The organism is Clostridium sp. CTA-17 (genome assembly GCF_054767895.1).
The window spans coordinates 215,763-233,453 of record NZ_BAAABF010000004.1 but is presented as its reverse complement, the minus strand read 5'-3'; the positions used below and the strand labels follow the sequence as shown (position 1 = coordinate 233,453).

Genomic DNA, 17,691 nt, shown 5'->3' with positions numbered 1-17,691 from the left:
ACAGGAGGAAGTATGAGAAAGAAATTAGTATCGATTTTTTTAGGCGTAACAATGGCTGCTTTTTTTGTTGGGTGTCAAAGTGCTAAAACAGCAGAAAATAAAAAGGATAACGGTAAGGTTGATGTTACTGTAAGTATTGAACCTTTAAGAGAGTTTACTGAAATAGTTGGTGGAGATAAGGTAAATGTTAAGACTATGGTTCCAAATGGAACAGAGCCACATGATTTTGAACCAAAAACTCAAGATTTATTAGAGTTAAATAAGGCGAAGGTTTTTGTTTATAATGGATTAGGTATGGAACATTGGAAAGAGCAAGTTCTTAATACAATAGAAAATAAAGATGTAAAAGTAGTTGAAGCTTCTAAAGGGGCTGAAGTATTAAAAGAAGGAGATAAGGTAGATCCTCATCTTTGGTTAAGCTTAGATGGAGCTAAAATAGAAGCTCAAAACATAAAAGATGCTTTAGTTGAAGTTGATTCAGATAATAAAAGTTATTACGAAGAAAACTTTAAAAAGTTTTCAGAGAAATTAGATTCTTTAGAAAATGAGTACAAAGAAAAGTTTAATGGATTAGCTAATAAGGACTTTGTTACTGGTCATGCTGCTTTTGGATACTTATGTAGAGAATTTGGATTAAAACAAGTTAGTGTAGAAAACTTATTTGGAGAGGGAGAAATAACTCCTCAAAAAATGCAAGAGATAGTTGAGTTCTGTAAGAAAAATGATATAAAAACAATTTTTATGCCTGAGTTAGCAAGTGAAAAAATTTCTCAAACTTTAGCTAATGAAGTTGGTGGAAAAATTGAAAAAATATATACTCTAGAAAGCAATGAAGATGGTATAAGTTATATAGATGCTATGAAAGAAAATCTTTCAAAAATATATAATGCATTATCATCACAAAAATAAAAGAGAATAGTTAGTATTGTTACTTAGTTAGAAGGCAAGACTTAGATTTATTATTCTAATACCTATTAATAATAAAATAGGTGTTTTATAGGAATAATAAATTTAAGTCTTTATTTTTTGTGTATTTTAGGAATTATAAAGAAAGAAATCATTTAAAAGGAGAGATTAAGATGAAGAAAGCTTTTGGAGTTTTACAAAGAATAGGTAAAGCTTTGATGTTACCAGTTGCTTTATTACCAGCAGCAGGTTTATTACTTGGATTTGGATCAATGTTTCAAGATCCTCAGTTTTTAAGCTTAGTGCCAGCATTAAATGCAGGTTGGTTTCAATTAATAGCTACAATAATGTCTGATGCAGGTAATATAATATTTTCAAACTTAGCATTATTATTCGCAGTTGGGGTAGCTGTAGGATTATCAGAAGGAGACGGTGTTGCAGGTCTTGCAGCAATAGTTGGTTTTTTAATACTTAATGTAACAATGGGAATTGGTGGAGGAATAACAGCCGACATAGTTTCTGGTACTAAAAATGGTATGTATGCCATAGTTCTTGGAATACCAACACTTCAAACTGGAGTATTTGGTGGAATTATTATGGGAGTTATAGCCGCAGCTTTATATAAAAGGTTCTATAAGATAGAATTACCTTCATACTTAGGATTCTTTGCAGGTAAAAGATTTGTCCCAATAATAACTGCTATTTCTGCCTTAATTCTTGGAGGAATAATGGTATTTGTATGGCCTCCAATACAAGGTGCCTTATTGTACTTCTCACAAAATATGATAAGTGCTAATCAAACCCTATCAGCTTTATTATTTGGAATAATAGAAAGAGCATTAATTCCATTTGGATTACATCATATTTGGTATAATCCATTCTGGTTCCAATTTGGAGAATATACAAATAAAGCAGGTCAATTAATAATGGGAGATAATCAAATATTCTTTGCTCAATTAAGAGATGGAGTTCCATTTACAGCAGGTACCTTTATGACTGGTAAGTTCCCATTTATGATGTTTGGATTGCCAGCAGCAGCCTTAGCAATGTATCATGAAGCTAAACCAGGTAAAAAGAAAATAGCTTCAGGTATTTTATTCTCAGCTGCCTTAACTTCCTTCTTAACAGGAATTACTGAGCCTTTAGAGTTTGCATTCTTATTTGTTGCTCCTGTATTATTTGCAATCCACTGTGTATTAGCAGGGTTATCCTTTATGATAATGCAATTATTAAATGTTAAAATAGGTATGACTTTCTCAGGTGGACTTTTAGACTTTATACTATTAGGAGTAATTCCAAATAGAACTAGATGGTGGTTAGTAATACTTGTAGGATTAGGCTTTGCTGTAGTTTACTATTTCTTATTTAGATTCTTTATTAGAAAATTTGATCTTAAAACTCCAGGTAGAGAAGATGACGATATATTTGATGATATGGATAATGAAACTGTAAATGATGACTTAGCTGCTGAAATTTTAATAGCTTTAGGTGGTGCAGGCAATATAAATAAATTAGATGCTTGTATAACTAGATTAAGAGTTACAGTTAATGATTCAAGCAAAGTTAATAAAGAAAGATTAAAAGAGCTTGGAGCAGCTGGGGTAATGCAAGTTGGAGAAAATATTCAAGCTATATTTGGTGGAAAATCAGATATACTTAAAACTCAAATTAGAGAAATTATGAATGGCATGGGAGAAAAGTAGCAAAATTAAATAGGAAAATTAGTTAATTGTTTGAGATAAATTTTAAAAAATACAAAAAACATAAGAAAAATAGGTCATATCAGAATAAATTTTATTATTAGTTTTTGATATGGCCTTTTTATTTTAATTTTAAAGCCTTAATTTAAGTATATTTTTAATTTTTATATAGACTTTATTTATAAGAGATTTAAATCATTTTTTCATATAAATTTAGAAAGTGTCATAGTTTAAAGGAGAGTCTTGCATTAAAATATGTTAACTATGGTATAATATTAAAAAAGTGTTTTGAGAGGATAAATATGGAGAATAGAAAAGAAATTTATGAAAAAAGAATAGAAGAGTATTCAAGTGCTTTAAAGAGATTAAAGAGAGACTATAATATAATCAGCGCATTAAGATTAGTAGTTTCTTTAAGTATTTTATTTTTTATTTACTACGCTTATAGTATAGGGTCAATAAGCTTTGGGATCTTATTATTTTTGCTAAATTCTATATTATTTTTATATTTAGCAAAGGTTCATGAAGGTATAGTGAATAAAATAAGTAAAAGAGAAGCTCTTATAGAGGTTAATAAAAAAGAGATTCTTAGGTTAGAGGGAAAATGGAGAGAATTTAATGACTTAGGAGAAGAATATTTAGATAATAAGCATCCTTTTATAAATGACTTAGATATATTCGGGAAAAATTCTTTGTTTCAATGGATAAATGAAACTGGTACTGTCTATGGAAGAGAGAAATTAAGTCATTTATTAAAGTTAGAAGAACTTCCAAATAAAGAAGAAATTTTATTAAGACAGGAGGCTTTAAAGGAGCTTTCTAAAAAAGTGGATTTTAGACATGAATTTATAGCTTCATTAAAAGATAAAAAAGGAAAAAAAGAGAAGTATTTAGGAGAATGGTTAAAAGAAGATAGTAAATCTATATCATCTTTATTAAATATTCTTAGAATAATAATGCCAGTAATAAATATTGGAATTACTATTTTAGTTGGTATGAATATTATTTCATGGCAAATATTATTAATTTCTCTTGTTATAAGTTATGGTATTTTGAAGCTTGGCAATAGGGAAGTTATTAAAGGATTAAATATATTTGAAGATTTAAAATATAGAATAAAAACTTATGTAGAGGCTTTAGAGTTAATAGAAAAAGAGAATTTCCAGTCAAATATAATACAAGGTATAAAAAGTAATTTAGATATGAATGGTAAAAGTGCTAGTAAGGAGCTTAAAAGTTTAGAAAAGATAACTAGCTGGCTTTATGATAGGGGAAATGCCTTTTATCTTTTATTAAACTGTTATTTACTTTGGGATTATCAAATTCTATCAAAGCTTGAAAAGTGGAAGAGTTCTAATAAAGATGAGTTTTATAAATGGATGATTTCTTTAGGTGATTTTGAGGCTTTAGTTTCTTTAGCTGGATTTACTTATAATAATCATGGATGGGCTATACCAAAAATAAATGATGACTATACTTTAAAAGGGAAAAATCTTAGCCATCCAATGCTAGGAGAAAAAGGCGTTGGAAATAGTTTTGATATTAATAAGGATAAGAGAGTAATCTTAATAACAGGGTCTAATATGTCTGGTAAGAGCACATTTTTAAGAACTGTTGGATTTAACTGTATATTAGCTTATTTAGGACTTCCTGTAAAAGGAGAAAGCTTTGAAGCTCCAATATTAAAAGTTTATACCTGTATGAGAACTGGAGATAATCTTGAAGAGAGTATATCTTCATTTTATGCAGAGATACTTAGAATAAAGATTATAGTTGAAGGAGTAAAAAGAGGAGAAAAGATTTTATTCTTGTTAGATGAAATATTTAAAGGAACAAATTCCTTAGATAGACATGAGGGAGCAGAGATATTAATAAATCAGCTTTTAGAAGGAAATACCTTAGGATTAGTTTCAACTCATGATTTTGAACTTTGCGATATGGAGAAAAAAGATTCTACTATACAAAATTATAATTTTAGAGAATATTATGAGAATAATAAATTAAAGTTTGATTATATTTTAAGAAAAGGTGTTTCACAAACAAGAAATGCTAGATATTTAATGAAGATGGCTGGAATAGATATTGAATAAAATTATACTTCTATATATAAACAGCAAAATAACTTAATTTTAGACAAATTAAATTAATTTTGATATAATAAACAAATGATGTATTTAGTGAAAAAGCCTTAAATGGCTTTTTTTCATGAGTAGAGTTATTAGTAAAAGAGGACTTAGAATAAATAGCAAAAAATTAGGAGGCATGTATATTTTGTTTACAGAAAAGGTAAAAGCAAAAGAATATTACATAAAGGATTTATTAAGTAATAAGTTCTTATTTGAAATCCCAGATTATCAAAGAGCATATTCTTGGACTAAAGAAAATTTAAAGCAATTAGTTGAGGATATTTGGGAGTCAGTAGAACTAAATAAAGCAAGAGGAAATAAAGAATTTGATCAATATGAGCCATATTTCTTAGGAAGCATTGTTTTATGTTCTAAGGAATATAAGGATGATGGCTGTGGAATATATGATGTAATAGATGGACAACAAAGACTTACATCCATAATCATGTTAATTGCTGCAATAAGAGATTTAATAGATAATGAAGAGTATAAAAAAGTATTATCTGATTTAATATATCAAAAACCAAATGTTCTTATGGGAATTAAAGAGAGCATAAGAGTTAAGGCTAGAGGAAAAGAAGAAGAGTTCTTTAAAAAGTACATATTAACTAATGGTGGAACAGAATTAGTTAAAGATTTAGACATGGAAGAACTTTCAGAAGCTAAACAAAATATGGTTAATGCAATAGAAGTATTTAGAGATAGTTTCTTTAATGAAAATGGAGAACTTTTAGAAGAAAAGTTAAATGAGTTTATAGTTTACTTACTTCAAAAAGTTGTATTAGTTGTAATAACAACAGAATCATTTACTTCAGCATTTAGATTATTCAATGTAATAAATGCAAGAGGATTACCTTTAACAGATTCAGATCTTTTAAAGAGTGAAAACTTAAGAGTTATGAATCCTGAAATAAGAAAAGAGTACACTGATATTTGGGAAAGTCATGAACAAGATTTAGGTAAGGAAAAACTAGATCAAATCATAGGTTTCATGAGAACAATGAAGCTTAAAAATAAAGTTGAAGAAAGCGTATATGAAGAGTTTAGCAAAAAGATATTTAGAAATGAACCAGAATATCTAGGAGTTAACTTTGTAAATCATTTAACTGCTGTAAAAGCTTTATATGACAAGTATATAATAGACGGTAATCTTGAAGGTGTATCAGAGGAAAAAAAATCTTATTATAAAAACTTAATAAACATAATGAGAGAATTCTTACCATATGATGATTGGATGGCAGCAGTTATTAGATTTGCTGAGAAATTCAATGATGATAAGTTAGTTTTAGAATTTGTTAAAGTTCTAGAAAAAAGACTTGTTATTGATTGGGTAAACGGAAATTCATTTGCTGATAGATTAAATAGAGTTTATGGAATTTTAGAAGTTATAGAAGAAAAAGATTCTTTAGAAGAAATAAAAGAAGCACCAGTATTCTTATATGACTTAGAGAGAACAACTGCATATTTTGAAAATGCTTTAAATGATATAGATTTCTATAGCAAAGGTAGAATGATGATACCTAAGTATATCTTCGTAAGACTTGATATGGAAAAGAGAGCTAATGAAGTTTTAGATTATAGCGATAAGATTATGATAGAGCATGTTCTTCCTAGAAATGCTAAAGAAGCTTATTGGAAAGATAACTTCTCAGCTGATCAAAGAAGAAACTGGGCTAATAAGTTTGGTAACTTAGTTATAATAACAGGTGCTAAAAATACTAGAGCTAACAATAAACCATTTGCTGAAAAAGTTGAACAATACTTAAGTAAGAAAAGTGATTTCGCTATAACTAAAGAAGTTTTAGAATTATCTGATTGGAACATGGATTCATTAAAAGATAGACATGAAAGCTTAGTTAATAGAGCATTAGAACTTTGGACTAAGTTTTAGAAATTAAAAGGGCATGTATCAAAATAACTTTTATTGTTATATTTTGATACAGCCCCCTTTTTTATTTAAATAAAAGTTAAGTTTTGTCTATTGAAAATTAGGAATTAACTCAATAAAATAAAAGTTATTAGATAGGATAATTAAGATTTATTATTAGAAAAAGTAGTAAGTAAATAATAAATCAATTTTAATGAAAAAATCCAAAATTCATGGCATAATTATATATGGATATAGATAGTGAGAGGATGTAGAGAATGGGGTATGTAATAATAGACCTAGAATTTAATAATATGCAAAATATTACAAAATTTTATCCTAATATTTATAATGAGCAAAAAGATTTAAAGGAATTAGATTCCTATAATGAAATAATAGAGATTGGGGCTATAAAATTAAATAAGTTCATGCAAGAGGTTGATGAGTTTAAGACATATATTAAACCATCAGTATTTAAGGTTTTAAATCCAAAGATAATAGATATAACAGGAATAACTGAAGATCATTTAAAAGATGGAATTAAATTCGAAGATGCCATGGACAACCTTAAAGATTTTATTGGGGAAGATGATATACTTTGTTCTTGGGCTACTGATGATATTGTTCACATAGTTAATAATGCTAAGTATCATTCATATAAGAATATAAGTTGGATAAAAAAATATATTGATATACAAAAATATTGCACAAAGATATTAGCGCATAAAAAATCTTTAAGCTTAAAACATGCTTTAGAAGAGTTAAAGATAAAAATGGATAAAAGTAAACTACATGATGCACTAAATGATGCTGTTTATACGGCAGAGGTTTTTAAAAGATTATATAATGGTAAAAAGGTAAAAGAGTATATAGTAGAAGATGTCTACAATATGCCTTCTATAAGGGTTAAAGATTTAAAGAATTATAATTTAGAGTGTGAAGATGTAGAATTCAAATGCCCTAAATGTAATATTAAAGTTGAAATGGACCATCCTTTTAGATTATTTAGTTGGAGATTTGTATCAATAGGAAAATGTCCAAAATGCAATAGAAATGTTAGACAAGAGGTTGTACTAAAAAAGACCTTATCAGGTAATTTAGTTTATGAATCTACAAACTCTTTAATAAATGACACAGAATACATTGATCTTGACTATAAATTTAAAAAGTTAGCTAAATGACAATAGATTGTCACTTAAAAAAACATATATATGATAAAATAAAAGTATAACAATTACTATAAAAAATTAGGGGAACTGATATATTATGAATATTGCTTTTTTTCTAACACCAAAAAGTGAAGTAGCATATGAATATACTGATGCAACAATGAGACAAGTTATCGAAAGAATGGAGCATCATGGATATACAGCTATTCCACTTATAGATAAAACAGGAAAATATGTGGGTACATTAACAGAAGGGGACTTACTTTGGACTTTAAAAAGAAATCCAGAGCTTAATTTTAAAAATACTAACACAGTTAGTGTAAAGGAAATACCAAGAAGAGTTAAACACAAAAGTGTTTGTATTAATGAAAACATGGAAAGTTTAATATCATTAGCAATCTCTCAAAACTTTGTACCAGTTGTTGATGATAATGGGATATTTATAGGAATAATAAAAAGAAGTGATATAATAAATCACTGTTATAACAGTCTATATAAAAATAATTAAGGTCTTTTGGCCTTAATTTTTTTTATAAATATATTGATTGAATCTTCTGAAAGTATTATTATTAAGTATATTTAAATAATTCTATAATAATATGTTTAGAGTAGTTTTAAATAAAATTATTTTATTATATAATGTTTTTAACAAAATTAGAAAGAGGTGATACTTGTGATAGCTTTATTATCACCTGCAAAAACTTTAGATTTAACAAAACCAAATTTAAATATAGAAACAAGCAAACCTATCTTTATCAGTGAGGCTGAAGTAATCATGAATAATTTAAAGGAATTAGAAATTCAAGATTTATGCCCACTTATGAAAATAAGTGAAGATTTAGGAGTACAAACATTCACCAAAATTCAAGATTGGAATACAATTTACTATGGTGATGAAAAACCCTTTGTATTATCTTTTAAAGGGGAAGCCTATAGAGGGTTAGATGCAGATGATTTTACTAAAGAAGATTTAGAATTTTGTAATGACTCTTTAAGGATATTATCAGGACTTTATGGGGCATTAAAGCCTTTAGATGGAACCAAGGCATATAGATTAGAAATGGGAACAAAAATTTCAATTGAGGGCTCTAAAAATCTTTATGACTTTTGGGGAAATAAAATAATGGACGCTGTTTTAAAAGATTTAGAAAATCATAAGGAAAAAGTTATTATAAATTTAGCTTCTAATGAGTATTATAAGTCTATAAAGAAAATTGAGAAAAAAGTTAGAGTTATAACCCCTGTATTTAAAGAAAGAAAAGGTATTGAATATAAGGTTGTTACGGTGTATGCTAAGAAGGCAAGAGGACAAATGGTTAGATACATAACGAAGAATAGGATCACTAAATCAGAAGATTTAAAAAACTTTGATTTAGATGGATATGAGTTTAATGAGAGGCTTTCTGAAGGAGATACATGGGTATTTACTAGAGATTAGCTAAAAATCATAGATATTAAAAACTTAAGGGTTAATATTTATGAATTATTATATAAAATTAAAATAAATAATATAAATTAAAATTTTAAGGAGAGATTTTTTTTATGAGCAAACTTATTTTAGAGATTGATGGAATGTCATGTTCAAATTGTGTTAGACACGTTGAAGCAGCTTTATTAGATGTTGACGGAGTAGATGTTTTAGAAGTAGAAGTTGGCAGAGCTGTTGTTGATACTGAAGTTGATGAAGATACTTTAAGAGATGCTTTAGAAGAAGTTGGTTATGAATTAGTTTCAATTGAAGATTAAATTGTTTAATTACCTAATGGCAATATGTTATTAGGTAATTTTTTATTTATATAAGCCTAAACAAGCTATATGCCTACTTGTTTTATAACATATAGTTATGTAAAATATTTTATAAAGTAAGCCTTAAATAAAGGAGATGTAAATATGAGTGAAAATCTTACAATGTCAGAATTAATGGATAGCTTTGAGTTAAAGCATTTTCATAAGGGTGAAATAGTTAAAGGGAAAGTTATAAGCGTAAAGAATGATGAAATAATAGTTAACATTGGTCATTTTGCAGATGGTGTGGTACCAAGAAATGAAATTTCAAATGATAAGAATTTTGATATAAATTCAATAAATGTAGATGATGATATATTTGTAATGGTATTAAGTGGAGATGATGGAGAAGGAAATGTTCTTCTATCAAAGAAAAGAGCAGATGCAATAAAGGTTTGGGATGATTTAAAAGAAGCATTTGAAAAAGAAAAATCAATAAAGGTTTCTTTAAAAGAAGTTGTTAAAGGTGGAATAGTAGGAGATTTTAATGGTCTTAGAGTATTTATGCCAGCTTCTCAATGTGCAGGAAGAAGAATAGAGAATTTAGAAGAATTAGTAGGAAAAACTTTAGAAGTTAGAGTTATAGAATTTAATAAAGAGAATAGAAAAGTTGTTGTTTCAAGAAGAGTAATAGATGAAGAAATAAGAAATAATGAAAAGAAAGCTCTTTGGTCTTCAATTAAAGAAGGAGAAAAAAGAGAGGGAAAAGTAACTAGATTAGCTAAGTTTGGTGCTTTTGTCGATATTGGTGGAGTAGAAGGATTAGTTCACTTAAGTGATATGTCATGGTCAAGAGTTCATAAGCCAGAAGATGTTGTATCAGTTGGAGATGAAGTAGAAGTATTTGTATCAGAAGTGGATATGGATAGAGAGAGAATAGCACTTTCATTAAAAGATGTTATTAAAAATCCATGGGAAACTTTAGAAGGATTAAAAGTTGGTGATGTTGTTTCAGGAAAAGTAACTAATTTTATAAAGGTTGGAGCTTTTGTTGAAGTATTACCAGGAATAGAAGGATTAGTTCATATTTCAGAAATTACTGATGAAAATATAGCTAAGCCATCAGATCTTTTATCATTAGGTCAAGAAGTTAAGGTTAAAATCTTAAATATAGATGATGAAAACAAGAAAATGAGCTTAAGCATAAAAGATGCTGTAGAAACTTCAAATGAATATATGCAGTATAATGATGAAGAGGAAGGTTATTCATTAGCTGACCTATTCAAAGGATTAAATCTATAGTTCTTAAAAATAAAACTTATTAATAATTTAATAAGCTAATAGATTTCATTAAGAATTTATAAGTTTTATAGAATTAGAAAAGGATAGTAATTTTAATACTATCCTTTTTATATTAAATTATATTTTTTCAATTTTTAGCATGTTTGTTCCACCAGTTATTGATGTTGGGAATCCAGCAGCTACCATTATATTATCTCCAGTTTCAGCTATTTCAAATTCTTTAGCTACTTTTCTAGCTTCTTCTATAATTTCATCTGTACTATTAAAATAAGCACATTTCTTAGAAATTATTCCAAAGTTTAAAGCTAGGCTTCTTCTAACTTTTTCATATGGAGTAATAGCTATTATTGGACAACTAGGTTTATATTTTGATAATATCTTAGCAGTTGAGCCAGTCTGAGTGGCTGCTACTATAGCTTTTGTAGGGAATTTGCTAGCTGTTTTTGATGCTGAATAACTTATGGCATCTGCAAAGGCATCTGGATTTGGATTTGGATCCTTTAATCTTCTTAAAAGATAATTATAGTCTAAATTAGCTTCTGCTTTTTTTGCTATTCTAGACATTGTCATTGCTGCCTCTATAGGGAAGCTACCAGAAGCACTTTCTCCACTAAGCATTATGGCATCTGTACCATCAAATATGGCATTGCATACGTCAGAAGCTTCAGCTCTAGTAGGTCTTGGATTTCTTATCATAGAATCTAACATTTGAGTTGCCGTTATAACTATTTTTCCTGCTTGATTACATTTCTTAATTATATTTTTTTGAATTATAGGTACATTTTCTATAGGAATTTCTACCCCCATATCACCTCTAGCAACCATTACACCATCAGTAACCTTAATTATTTCGTTTATATTATCTACACCTTCTTGGCTTTCTATTTTTGATATTATTTTTATATCTTTTCCACCATGAGAGTCTAGAATTTCTCTAACTTCAAGTACATCCTCTGGTTTTCTTATGAAAGAAGCTGCTACAAAGTCTACTTCCATCTCACAACCAAATATTAAGTCAGATCTATCCTTTTCAGTTACTGCAGGGAGTTTTATTGGTACATTAGGTACATTTACACCTTTATGGTCTTTTATAGTACCTCCTTCAATAACTTCACATATTATATCAGTTCCACGGACTTCCTTTACTTTAAATTCTAAAAGTCCATCATCAACAAGTATTGATCCACCAGGTTTTATGTCTTCATATAGTTCTTTATAAGAGATTGAACATTTAGTGTTATCACCTAATATTTCATCTCCGCAAGAGAATGTGAATTCATCACCATTTCTTAATTCAGCTTCGCCATTTTTAAAACTATGTGTTCTTATTTTAGGACCTTTAATGTCTAATAAGATAGCTGTAGCTGATTTTTCTTCTTTTCTAAGTCTCTTAATAAGTTCTATTTTTTCTTTATGACTTTCATGGTCTCCGTGTGAGAAGTTTAATCTAGCTGCATTCATACCAATTCTTATGAACTCTCTTAGAATTTCTTCTGAATCACTTGCAGGACCAATTGTAAATATCATTTTTGTTTTTTGCATAAAAACCACCTCATTTTGTTTAAACTAAAATAGTTTAGTGATTGCTTTAAAAGTTTGATATATTTGATATAATAGAATAAATTATTAAATTAATTATATTTTACCACAATAATAGGAAGGGATGGGTAAAAAATGAATGTATTAAAAGGTTTAGAACCACAAAGTGTTTTAAAATATTTTGAAGAAATATCACAAATTCCAAGAGGATCAGGTAATGAAAAGGGAATAAGTGATTTTCTGGTTAATTTTGGAAAAAGTTTAGGACTTGAAACAATACAAGACGAATCATTAAATGTAATAATAAGAAAACCTGCAACTCCAGGATATGAAAATGCACCAGGAGTAATAATACAAGGTCATATGGATATGGTATGTGAAAAAAATAAAGATACTATACATGATTTTGAAAAAGATCCTATTGAACTTAGAGTAGATGGAGATTATATATACGCTACAGGAACTACATTAGGAGCAGATAATGGTATAGCAGTAGCTTATGGAATGGCTGTTTTAGCTTCAAATGATATAGCGCACCCTGCTATAGAGCTTTTAGTTACAACTGATGAAGAAGTTGGAATGGGTGGAGCTATTGCTTTAGATGGAACTTTATTAAAAGGTAAATATCTTTTAAACATAGATTCAGAGGAAGAAGGAAAACTTTTAGTAAGCTGTGCAGGTGGAGCTAGAAGTGAAGTTACTTTACCAATAAACTTTGAAGAAATGGAAAAAGATTTTGAAGTTTATGAAATCATGCTAAGAGGACTAAAGGGTGGTCACTCTGGAATGGAAATAGATAAACAAAGAGGAAACTCTAATAAGTTAATGGGAAGAGTATTAAATGATATTAATGCTAACTGTGACATTAGATTAATATCAATTAATGGTGGATCTAAGGTAAATGCTATTCCAAGAGAATGTGATACTTTACTAGCTGTTAAAAAAGAAGATGTTAAAAAATTAGAAGAATTAATTCAAAAATGGGATTCAATATTAAAGGATGAATACCATGCTAATGATAGTGGAGTTAATGTAACTTTAGTTAAAAAAGAAGAAAATCATAAAGTATTCTCTAAAGACACTACATTTAAAGCTATAAAAATAATGAACTTAATTCCTGATGGAGTTGATACTTATAGTATAGAAATGAAAGGATTAGTTCAAAGTTCAACAAACCTAGGTGTTGTTACTACAGAAGCAGATAAAATTGTCTTTGCTAGTTCAACAAGAAGTTCAGTTGAAACTTTAAAAACTAAACTTTTAGATGAAATAGCTGATGTTGCAGAAGTATTAGGTGGAGAATTTGAAATACAAGCACCATACCCAGCTTGGCAATATAATCCTGATTCAAAAATAAGAGAACTTTGCAGCAATGTATATAAAAATATGACAGGAAAAGATCCTGAAATAATAGCTATACATGCTGGATTAGAATGTGGATTATTAGGAGAAAAAATAGAAGGATTAGATATGATTTCATTTGGTCCTAATATGTATGATGTTCATACTCCAAATGAACATGTTAGTATATCTTCAGTAAAAAATGTTTGGGATTTCTTAGTTGAAATATTAAAAGCTATAAAATAATTAAGAATTAATTTAAGGTTGTATCTAAATTACCTAAAAAACTTATAAATATATTTTAGAATTATTGAATTTTTATAAGGATTTATTGAAGGTTTCTAATAAATCCTTATAAAGCTTTGAACTTAGCTTAAGCCTATAATTTCTATGGCGAGAATTAAATTCTAAATTTTATCTATAATATTACTTATAAGTTTTACTATTGAGGCTAGATACAGCCTTATTATTTTATAGAGAGATATAAATAAACATATAAAAAGAATAAATAAATTAAATAGTAAACAATAAACATATTAGACTGTGGGAGGATATAGACATGAATTTAGTAAGAACTGATTTACATATGCATACTAGAGCTTCTGATGGAACACTTACACCAAAGGAGTTATTAAAGGAAATAGTAGAAAAAGACATAAAACTATTTTCAGTTACAGATCATGACTCTATAGGAAGCTTAGAGGAAATGCAAGATTTAACTGAAGAAATGGATATTAAATTCATTCCAGGGGTAGAGGTTTCAAGCATAATAAATGGAGAACAGTTTCACATATTAGCTTATAATTTTGATAAAAATAATAAAGAGTTAATGAGCTTAATAGAAAATAATGATAGATTGCTTCAAGAGAAAGACGATAATTCAATAAAGCAATTAATTGATGCTGGATATGATATAGATTTTGAAGATTATTTAGCTTATGAACATGATCCTTCAAAGGGAGGATGGAAAACTCTTAATTTTTTAATTGATAGAGGAATATGCAAAAATATTGATGAGTTTTTTAATAAAATATTTGTTGGTGAAAGAGCTTTGAAATACCCTGATTTTCCTCATCCTAAAGAAGCTATAGAAACTATAAAAAAAGCTAATGGAATTGTTGTTTTAGCTCATCCTAAGTATGGAAAGTCTCAATTTAAATTAGATGAAATGTTAGAATTATTTAAAAACTGGGGTGTAGATGGAATAGAGTGTTATCATCCGCATCATGATGAGGATACAATAAAATATTTAGTAGATTATTGTACAAAAAATAATTTAATAATAACAGGTGGATCTGATTATCACGGAGGACTTATATCTAAGAGAAGTTTAGGAACGCCAGAGTTTTATGCAAGATATGATTTGTTAGATAAATAATTGTTATTAAAATTTATTTGAGTAATTTTTAAAAAAATATTATTAAAATAATATATTAGTTTAGTTTGTAAGCTTTATTGAAAATAATGCTTTATGGAATTTATTGATTTGAATTCTAAAAGCAAATTTCAATAAAGCTTTTATTTATTATTAAAATGTAAAATTTAAGAAAAATAAAATTAAAAGAAGGAATTTTACAAATTATGTAAAATAAATATATAAAGAGGAAATTTACATAATTTGTAAAAAGAAAATGTTTAGTAAAGTTAAATTAAAAGAAAGGTTGGGGGAAGGGTGAAGTACACTAGAATTGATGTAAAGAATAAAAAAAGGAGTAATGGACATAACAACAATAATAACAATGATGGTAAAAGTTTTATATTACTTTTTATTGGGGTTATTGTTGTAGCACTTGTAATATCAACTGCAATGTCTAAGTTTATATGGCCTGAAGGAAAGAAAACAGCAGAAAAGGAAAGAATAGAAGCAACTTCTGGAGAAAATAAAGAGACAAGTGAGAAAGATAAGGAAAATAACAAAGCAGCAAAAGAAGATGAAAAGCCGAAAGATAATAAGGTAATGGCTGAAAGTGTAGGTGGACAAGAGTATGTAATGATTCAATGTGGTTTCTACTCAAATAAAGAGAATGCAAATAATGTAAAGGCTCAATTAGAAGATGATTATATTGCAGTATCCTTAAGTGAAGCAGAAAATTATAGAGTAATAGTTCATATTGGAAATGAAGAAGAAGCTACTAAACTTTCTAATGAGTTAAATGAAAAGGGTGTTAGTAATACAAAAGGAAGATTTATGATTCCAAAAACTGATGTGTGTAGCAATGAGATTATAGAAATAGTAAATGGATATGTAAATATAATAAATAAATTAAAAGAGGATTCTGTTAAGGGTGTTAAGACAACAGAGTTTAAAGAATGGGTTAATGGCTTAGAGGAACATAGTGATTCTGAATATTTTAAAGTATTTAAAGAATTAAAAGATGGTATAAATAAAATTCCAGATGAAATAACTAAAAAAAACATAGAGGAAAGTTACCAAATAGTGTTTAATACTTTAAATAATTTTAAAGTAAACAAATAATTGTAATTTATTTTTAATTTATAGTAATATATTTTTAAATTATAATAAAAATGAAAGAGTTAAAATCTCTTTCATTTTTTTCTTTATAATTTACTATACACGTACATTTATACTTGTTTATAAAAATAATAAATGATAAACTATATAGGATAAAGAGTACAAGACCTTATTTAAGGAAAAATAAGATTATTTAAAAGTTTTTAAATATAAGGTAAGGTGGAAAAATGAAGGTTATTTTAGCATCAAAATCTCCAAGAAGAGTTGAGATTCTTGAAAAAATAGTTAAAGAATTTGAAGTAGTTGAGTCAAATTTTGATGAAAATACTATAGACTTTAAGGGAGATATTGAAAAGTATGTTAAAGATTTGTCTAGAAATAAAGCTATAGAGGTTTCAAAAAGACTTAATGAACCATCTATAGTTATTGCTGCGGATACAGTTGTTTTTCAAAATGGAAAAGTTTTAGAAAAACCTAAAAATGAAGAGGATGCTTTTAGTATGTTATCTTCATTAAGTGGTAATACTCATAAGGTATATTCAGGTATTTGTTTAATAAATACTTATAATGATACTGTAGTGACTGATTGCGACTGTACAGAAGTAAGATTTTCAGAATTAAATCCTAGACAAATAAGAAATTACATAAATTCTGGTGAGCCTATGGATAAAGCAGGAGCTTATGGAATTCAAGGCTTAGGTGGTGCTTTTGTAGAGGGGATAAATGGATGTTATTACAATGTCATGGGATTGCCCTTGAATAAACTATATAAAGCATTAGAAAACTATGACATAACAATACTTTAAAATTACTTTCAATGGGCATGTTAATTTCTAAATAAGGAGTTGTAATATGTCTAAAAATATAAGAATTAATGAAATTCCATCTGGTGAGAGACCAAGAGAAAAACTGCTTTTTTATGGAGCACAGTTTTTGTCTAATGAGGAACTTTTAGCTATAATTCTTAGAACTGGAAATAAGGATTCAAATGTAGTTGAATTGTCTTATAGAATAATACATAGTGTTGGTGGATTGAATGGACTTTTTAAAGCTTCAGCAAAGGAGCTTATGGAGGTAAAAGGTGTTAAGGAAGCTAAGGCAACTCAAATTTTAGCCATGTGTGAATTGTATAAGAGATTTAAGGTTTCAGAGTTAACACAGGTTAAAATTTCAAAGCCATCAGATGTAGCAGAATTGGTTTTAGATGAACTTAGAATGCTACGGCAGGAGGTGTTGATTCTAATAACACTTGATACTAAAAATAAAGTAATATCTAAAAAAGAAATTTTTAAAGGTGGACTGAATTCTTCTTTAGTACACCCAAGAGAGATATTTAGAGAGGCTGTTAAGGATAGTGCAGCATCTATAATTATATGTCACAATCATCCTTCGGGAGACCCAACACCTAGTAGAGATGATATAAACATAACAACAAGACTAAAAGAGTGTGGAAAAATGATGGGTATTGAGCTTTTAGATCATTTAATAATAGGAGATAACAGATTCATAAGTCTTAAAGAAAAAGACATATTGTGATTAGGAA

At 27.9% G+C, this 17,691-nt stretch carries 15 protein-coding genes; 14 read left to right on the top strand and 1 reads right to left on the bottom strand.

Going from position 1 to position 17,691, the window contains the following annotated elements; all coding sequences use genetic code 11:
- Nucleotides 1-12: 12 nt before the first annotated feature.
- The 9 genes from ACYUCG_RS09190 to rpsA all read left to right on the top strand — a co-directional run bounded on the left by ACYUCG_RS09190 (nucleotide 13) and on the right by rpsA (nucleotide 10,795).
- Complete coding sequence (locus ACYUCG_RS09190) at nucleotides 13-909, top strand: metal ABC transporter substrate-binding protein (protein ID WP_460268479.1); 897 nt, start codon at nucleotides 13-15, stop codon at nucleotides 907-909.
- A gap of 170 nt (nucleotides 910-1,079) precedes the next feature.
- Nucleotides 1,080-2,609, top strand: a complete 1,530-nt coding sequence (gene ptsG / locus ACYUCG_RS09185) for a glucose-specific PTS transporter subunit IIBC (RefSeq protein ID WP_460268478.1) — start codon at nucleotides 1,080-1,082, stop codon at nucleotides 2,607-2,609.
- A gap of 299 nt (nucleotides 2,610-2,908) precedes the next feature.
- Nucleotides 2,909-4,696, top strand: a complete 1,788-nt coding sequence (locus ACYUCG_RS09180; protein WP_460268477.1) for a MutS-related protein — start codon at nucleotides 2,909-2,911, stop codon at nucleotides 4,694-4,696.
- A 181-nt stretch (nucleotides 4,697-4,877) separates the two neighbouring features.
- A complete protein-coding gene (locus ACYUCG_RS09175; RefSeq protein ID WP_460268476.1) occupies nucleotides 4,878-6,623 on the top strand; it encodes a DUF262 domain-containing protein in 1,746 nt (581 codons plus the stop codon).
- A 254-nt stretch (nucleotides 6,624-6,877) separates the two neighbouring features.
- Complete coding sequence (locus tag ACYUCG_RS09170) at nucleotides 6,878-7,780, top strand: 3'-5' exonuclease (protein ID WP_003452466.1); 903 nt, start codon at nucleotides 6,878-6,880, stop codon at nucleotides 7,778-7,780.
- Nucleotides 7,781-7,865: 85 nt separating this feature from the next.
- Complete coding sequence (locus ACYUCG_RS09165) at nucleotides 7,866-8,276, top strand: CBS domain-containing protein (RefSeq protein ID WP_003452437.1); 411 nt, start codon at nucleotides 7,866-7,868, stop codon at nucleotides 8,274-8,276.
- A gap of 165 nt (nucleotides 8,277-8,441) precedes the next feature.
- A complete protein-coding gene (gene yaaA / locus ACYUCG_RS09160; RefSeq protein ID WP_164790841.1) occupies nucleotides 8,442-9,206 on the top strand; it encodes a peroxide stress protein YaaA in 765 nt (254 codons plus the stop codon).
- A 104-nt stretch (nucleotides 9,207-9,310) separates the two neighbouring features.
- Nucleotides 9,311-9,514, top strand: a complete 204-nt coding sequence (locus ACYUCG_RS09155; RefSeq protein WP_003452305.1) for a heavy-metal-associated domain-containing protein — start codon at nucleotides 9,311-9,313, stop codon at nucleotides 9,512-9,514.
- A gap of 144 nt (nucleotides 9,515-9,658) precedes the next feature.
- Entirely contained in the window at nucleotides 9,659-10,795 is a 1,137-nt protein-coding gene (rpsA, locus tag ACYUCG_RS09150; RefSeq protein WP_460268475.1) for a 30S ribosomal protein S1, read from the top strand.
- A 117-nt stretch (nucleotides 10,796-10,912) separates the two neighbouring features.
- Here the strand turns inward: rpsA and pyk are convergent, their stop codons facing one another.
- Complete coding sequence (pyk, locus tag ACYUCG_RS09145; RefSeq protein WP_460268474.1) at nucleotides 10,913-12,337, bottom strand: pyruvate kinase; 1,425 nt, start codon at nucleotides 12,335-12,337, stop codon at nucleotides 10,913-10,915.
- Nucleotides 12,338-12,469: 132 nt separating this feature from the next.
- Between pyk and ACYUCG_RS09140 the strand changes: the two genes are divergently transcribed.
- The 5 genes from ACYUCG_RS09140 to radC all read left to right on the top strand — a co-directional run bounded on the left by ACYUCG_RS09140 (nucleotide 12,470) and on the right by radC (nucleotide 17,684).
- The gene (locus ACYUCG_RS09140) at nucleotides 12,470-13,921 is read left to right on the top strand and encodes an aminoacyl-histidine dipeptidase (RefSeq protein WP_415330138.1); all 1,452 of its coding nucleotides are present in this window, start codon (nucleotides 12,470-12,472) and stop codon (nucleotides 13,919-13,921) included.
- A 313-nt stretch (nucleotides 13,922-14,234) separates the two neighbouring features.
- Nucleotides 14,235-15,053: a PHP domain-containing protein gene (locus tag ACYUCG_RS09135; RefSeq protein WP_460268473.1), complete on the top strand. Its 819-nt coding sequence runs from the start codon at nucleotides 14,235-14,237 to the stop codon at nucleotides 15,051-15,053.
- A 294-nt stretch (nucleotides 15,054-15,347) separates the two neighbouring features.
- Nucleotides 15,348-16,151, top strand: a complete 804-nt coding sequence (locus ACYUCG_RS09130; protein ID WP_060794667.1) for an SPOR domain-containing protein — start codon at nucleotides 15,348-15,350, stop codon at nucleotides 16,149-16,151.
- 224 nt (nucleotides 16,152-16,375) lie between these two features.
- Nucleotides 16,376-16,954 carry a Maf-like protein gene (locus tag ACYUCG_RS09125; protein WP_139934014.1) on the top strand — a complete coding sequence of 193 codons (579 nt, stop codon included), beginning with the start codon at nucleotides 16,376-16,378 and terminating at the stop codon, nucleotides 16,952-16,954.
- 46 nt (nucleotides 16,955-17,000) lie between these two features.
- A complete protein-coding gene (gene radC, locus ACYUCG_RS09120) occupies nucleotides 17,001-17,684 on the top strand; it encodes a RadC family protein (protein WP_139934012.1) in 684 nt (227 codons plus the stop codon).
- The last annotated feature ends 7 nt before the right edge of the window (nucleotides 17,685-17,691 follow it).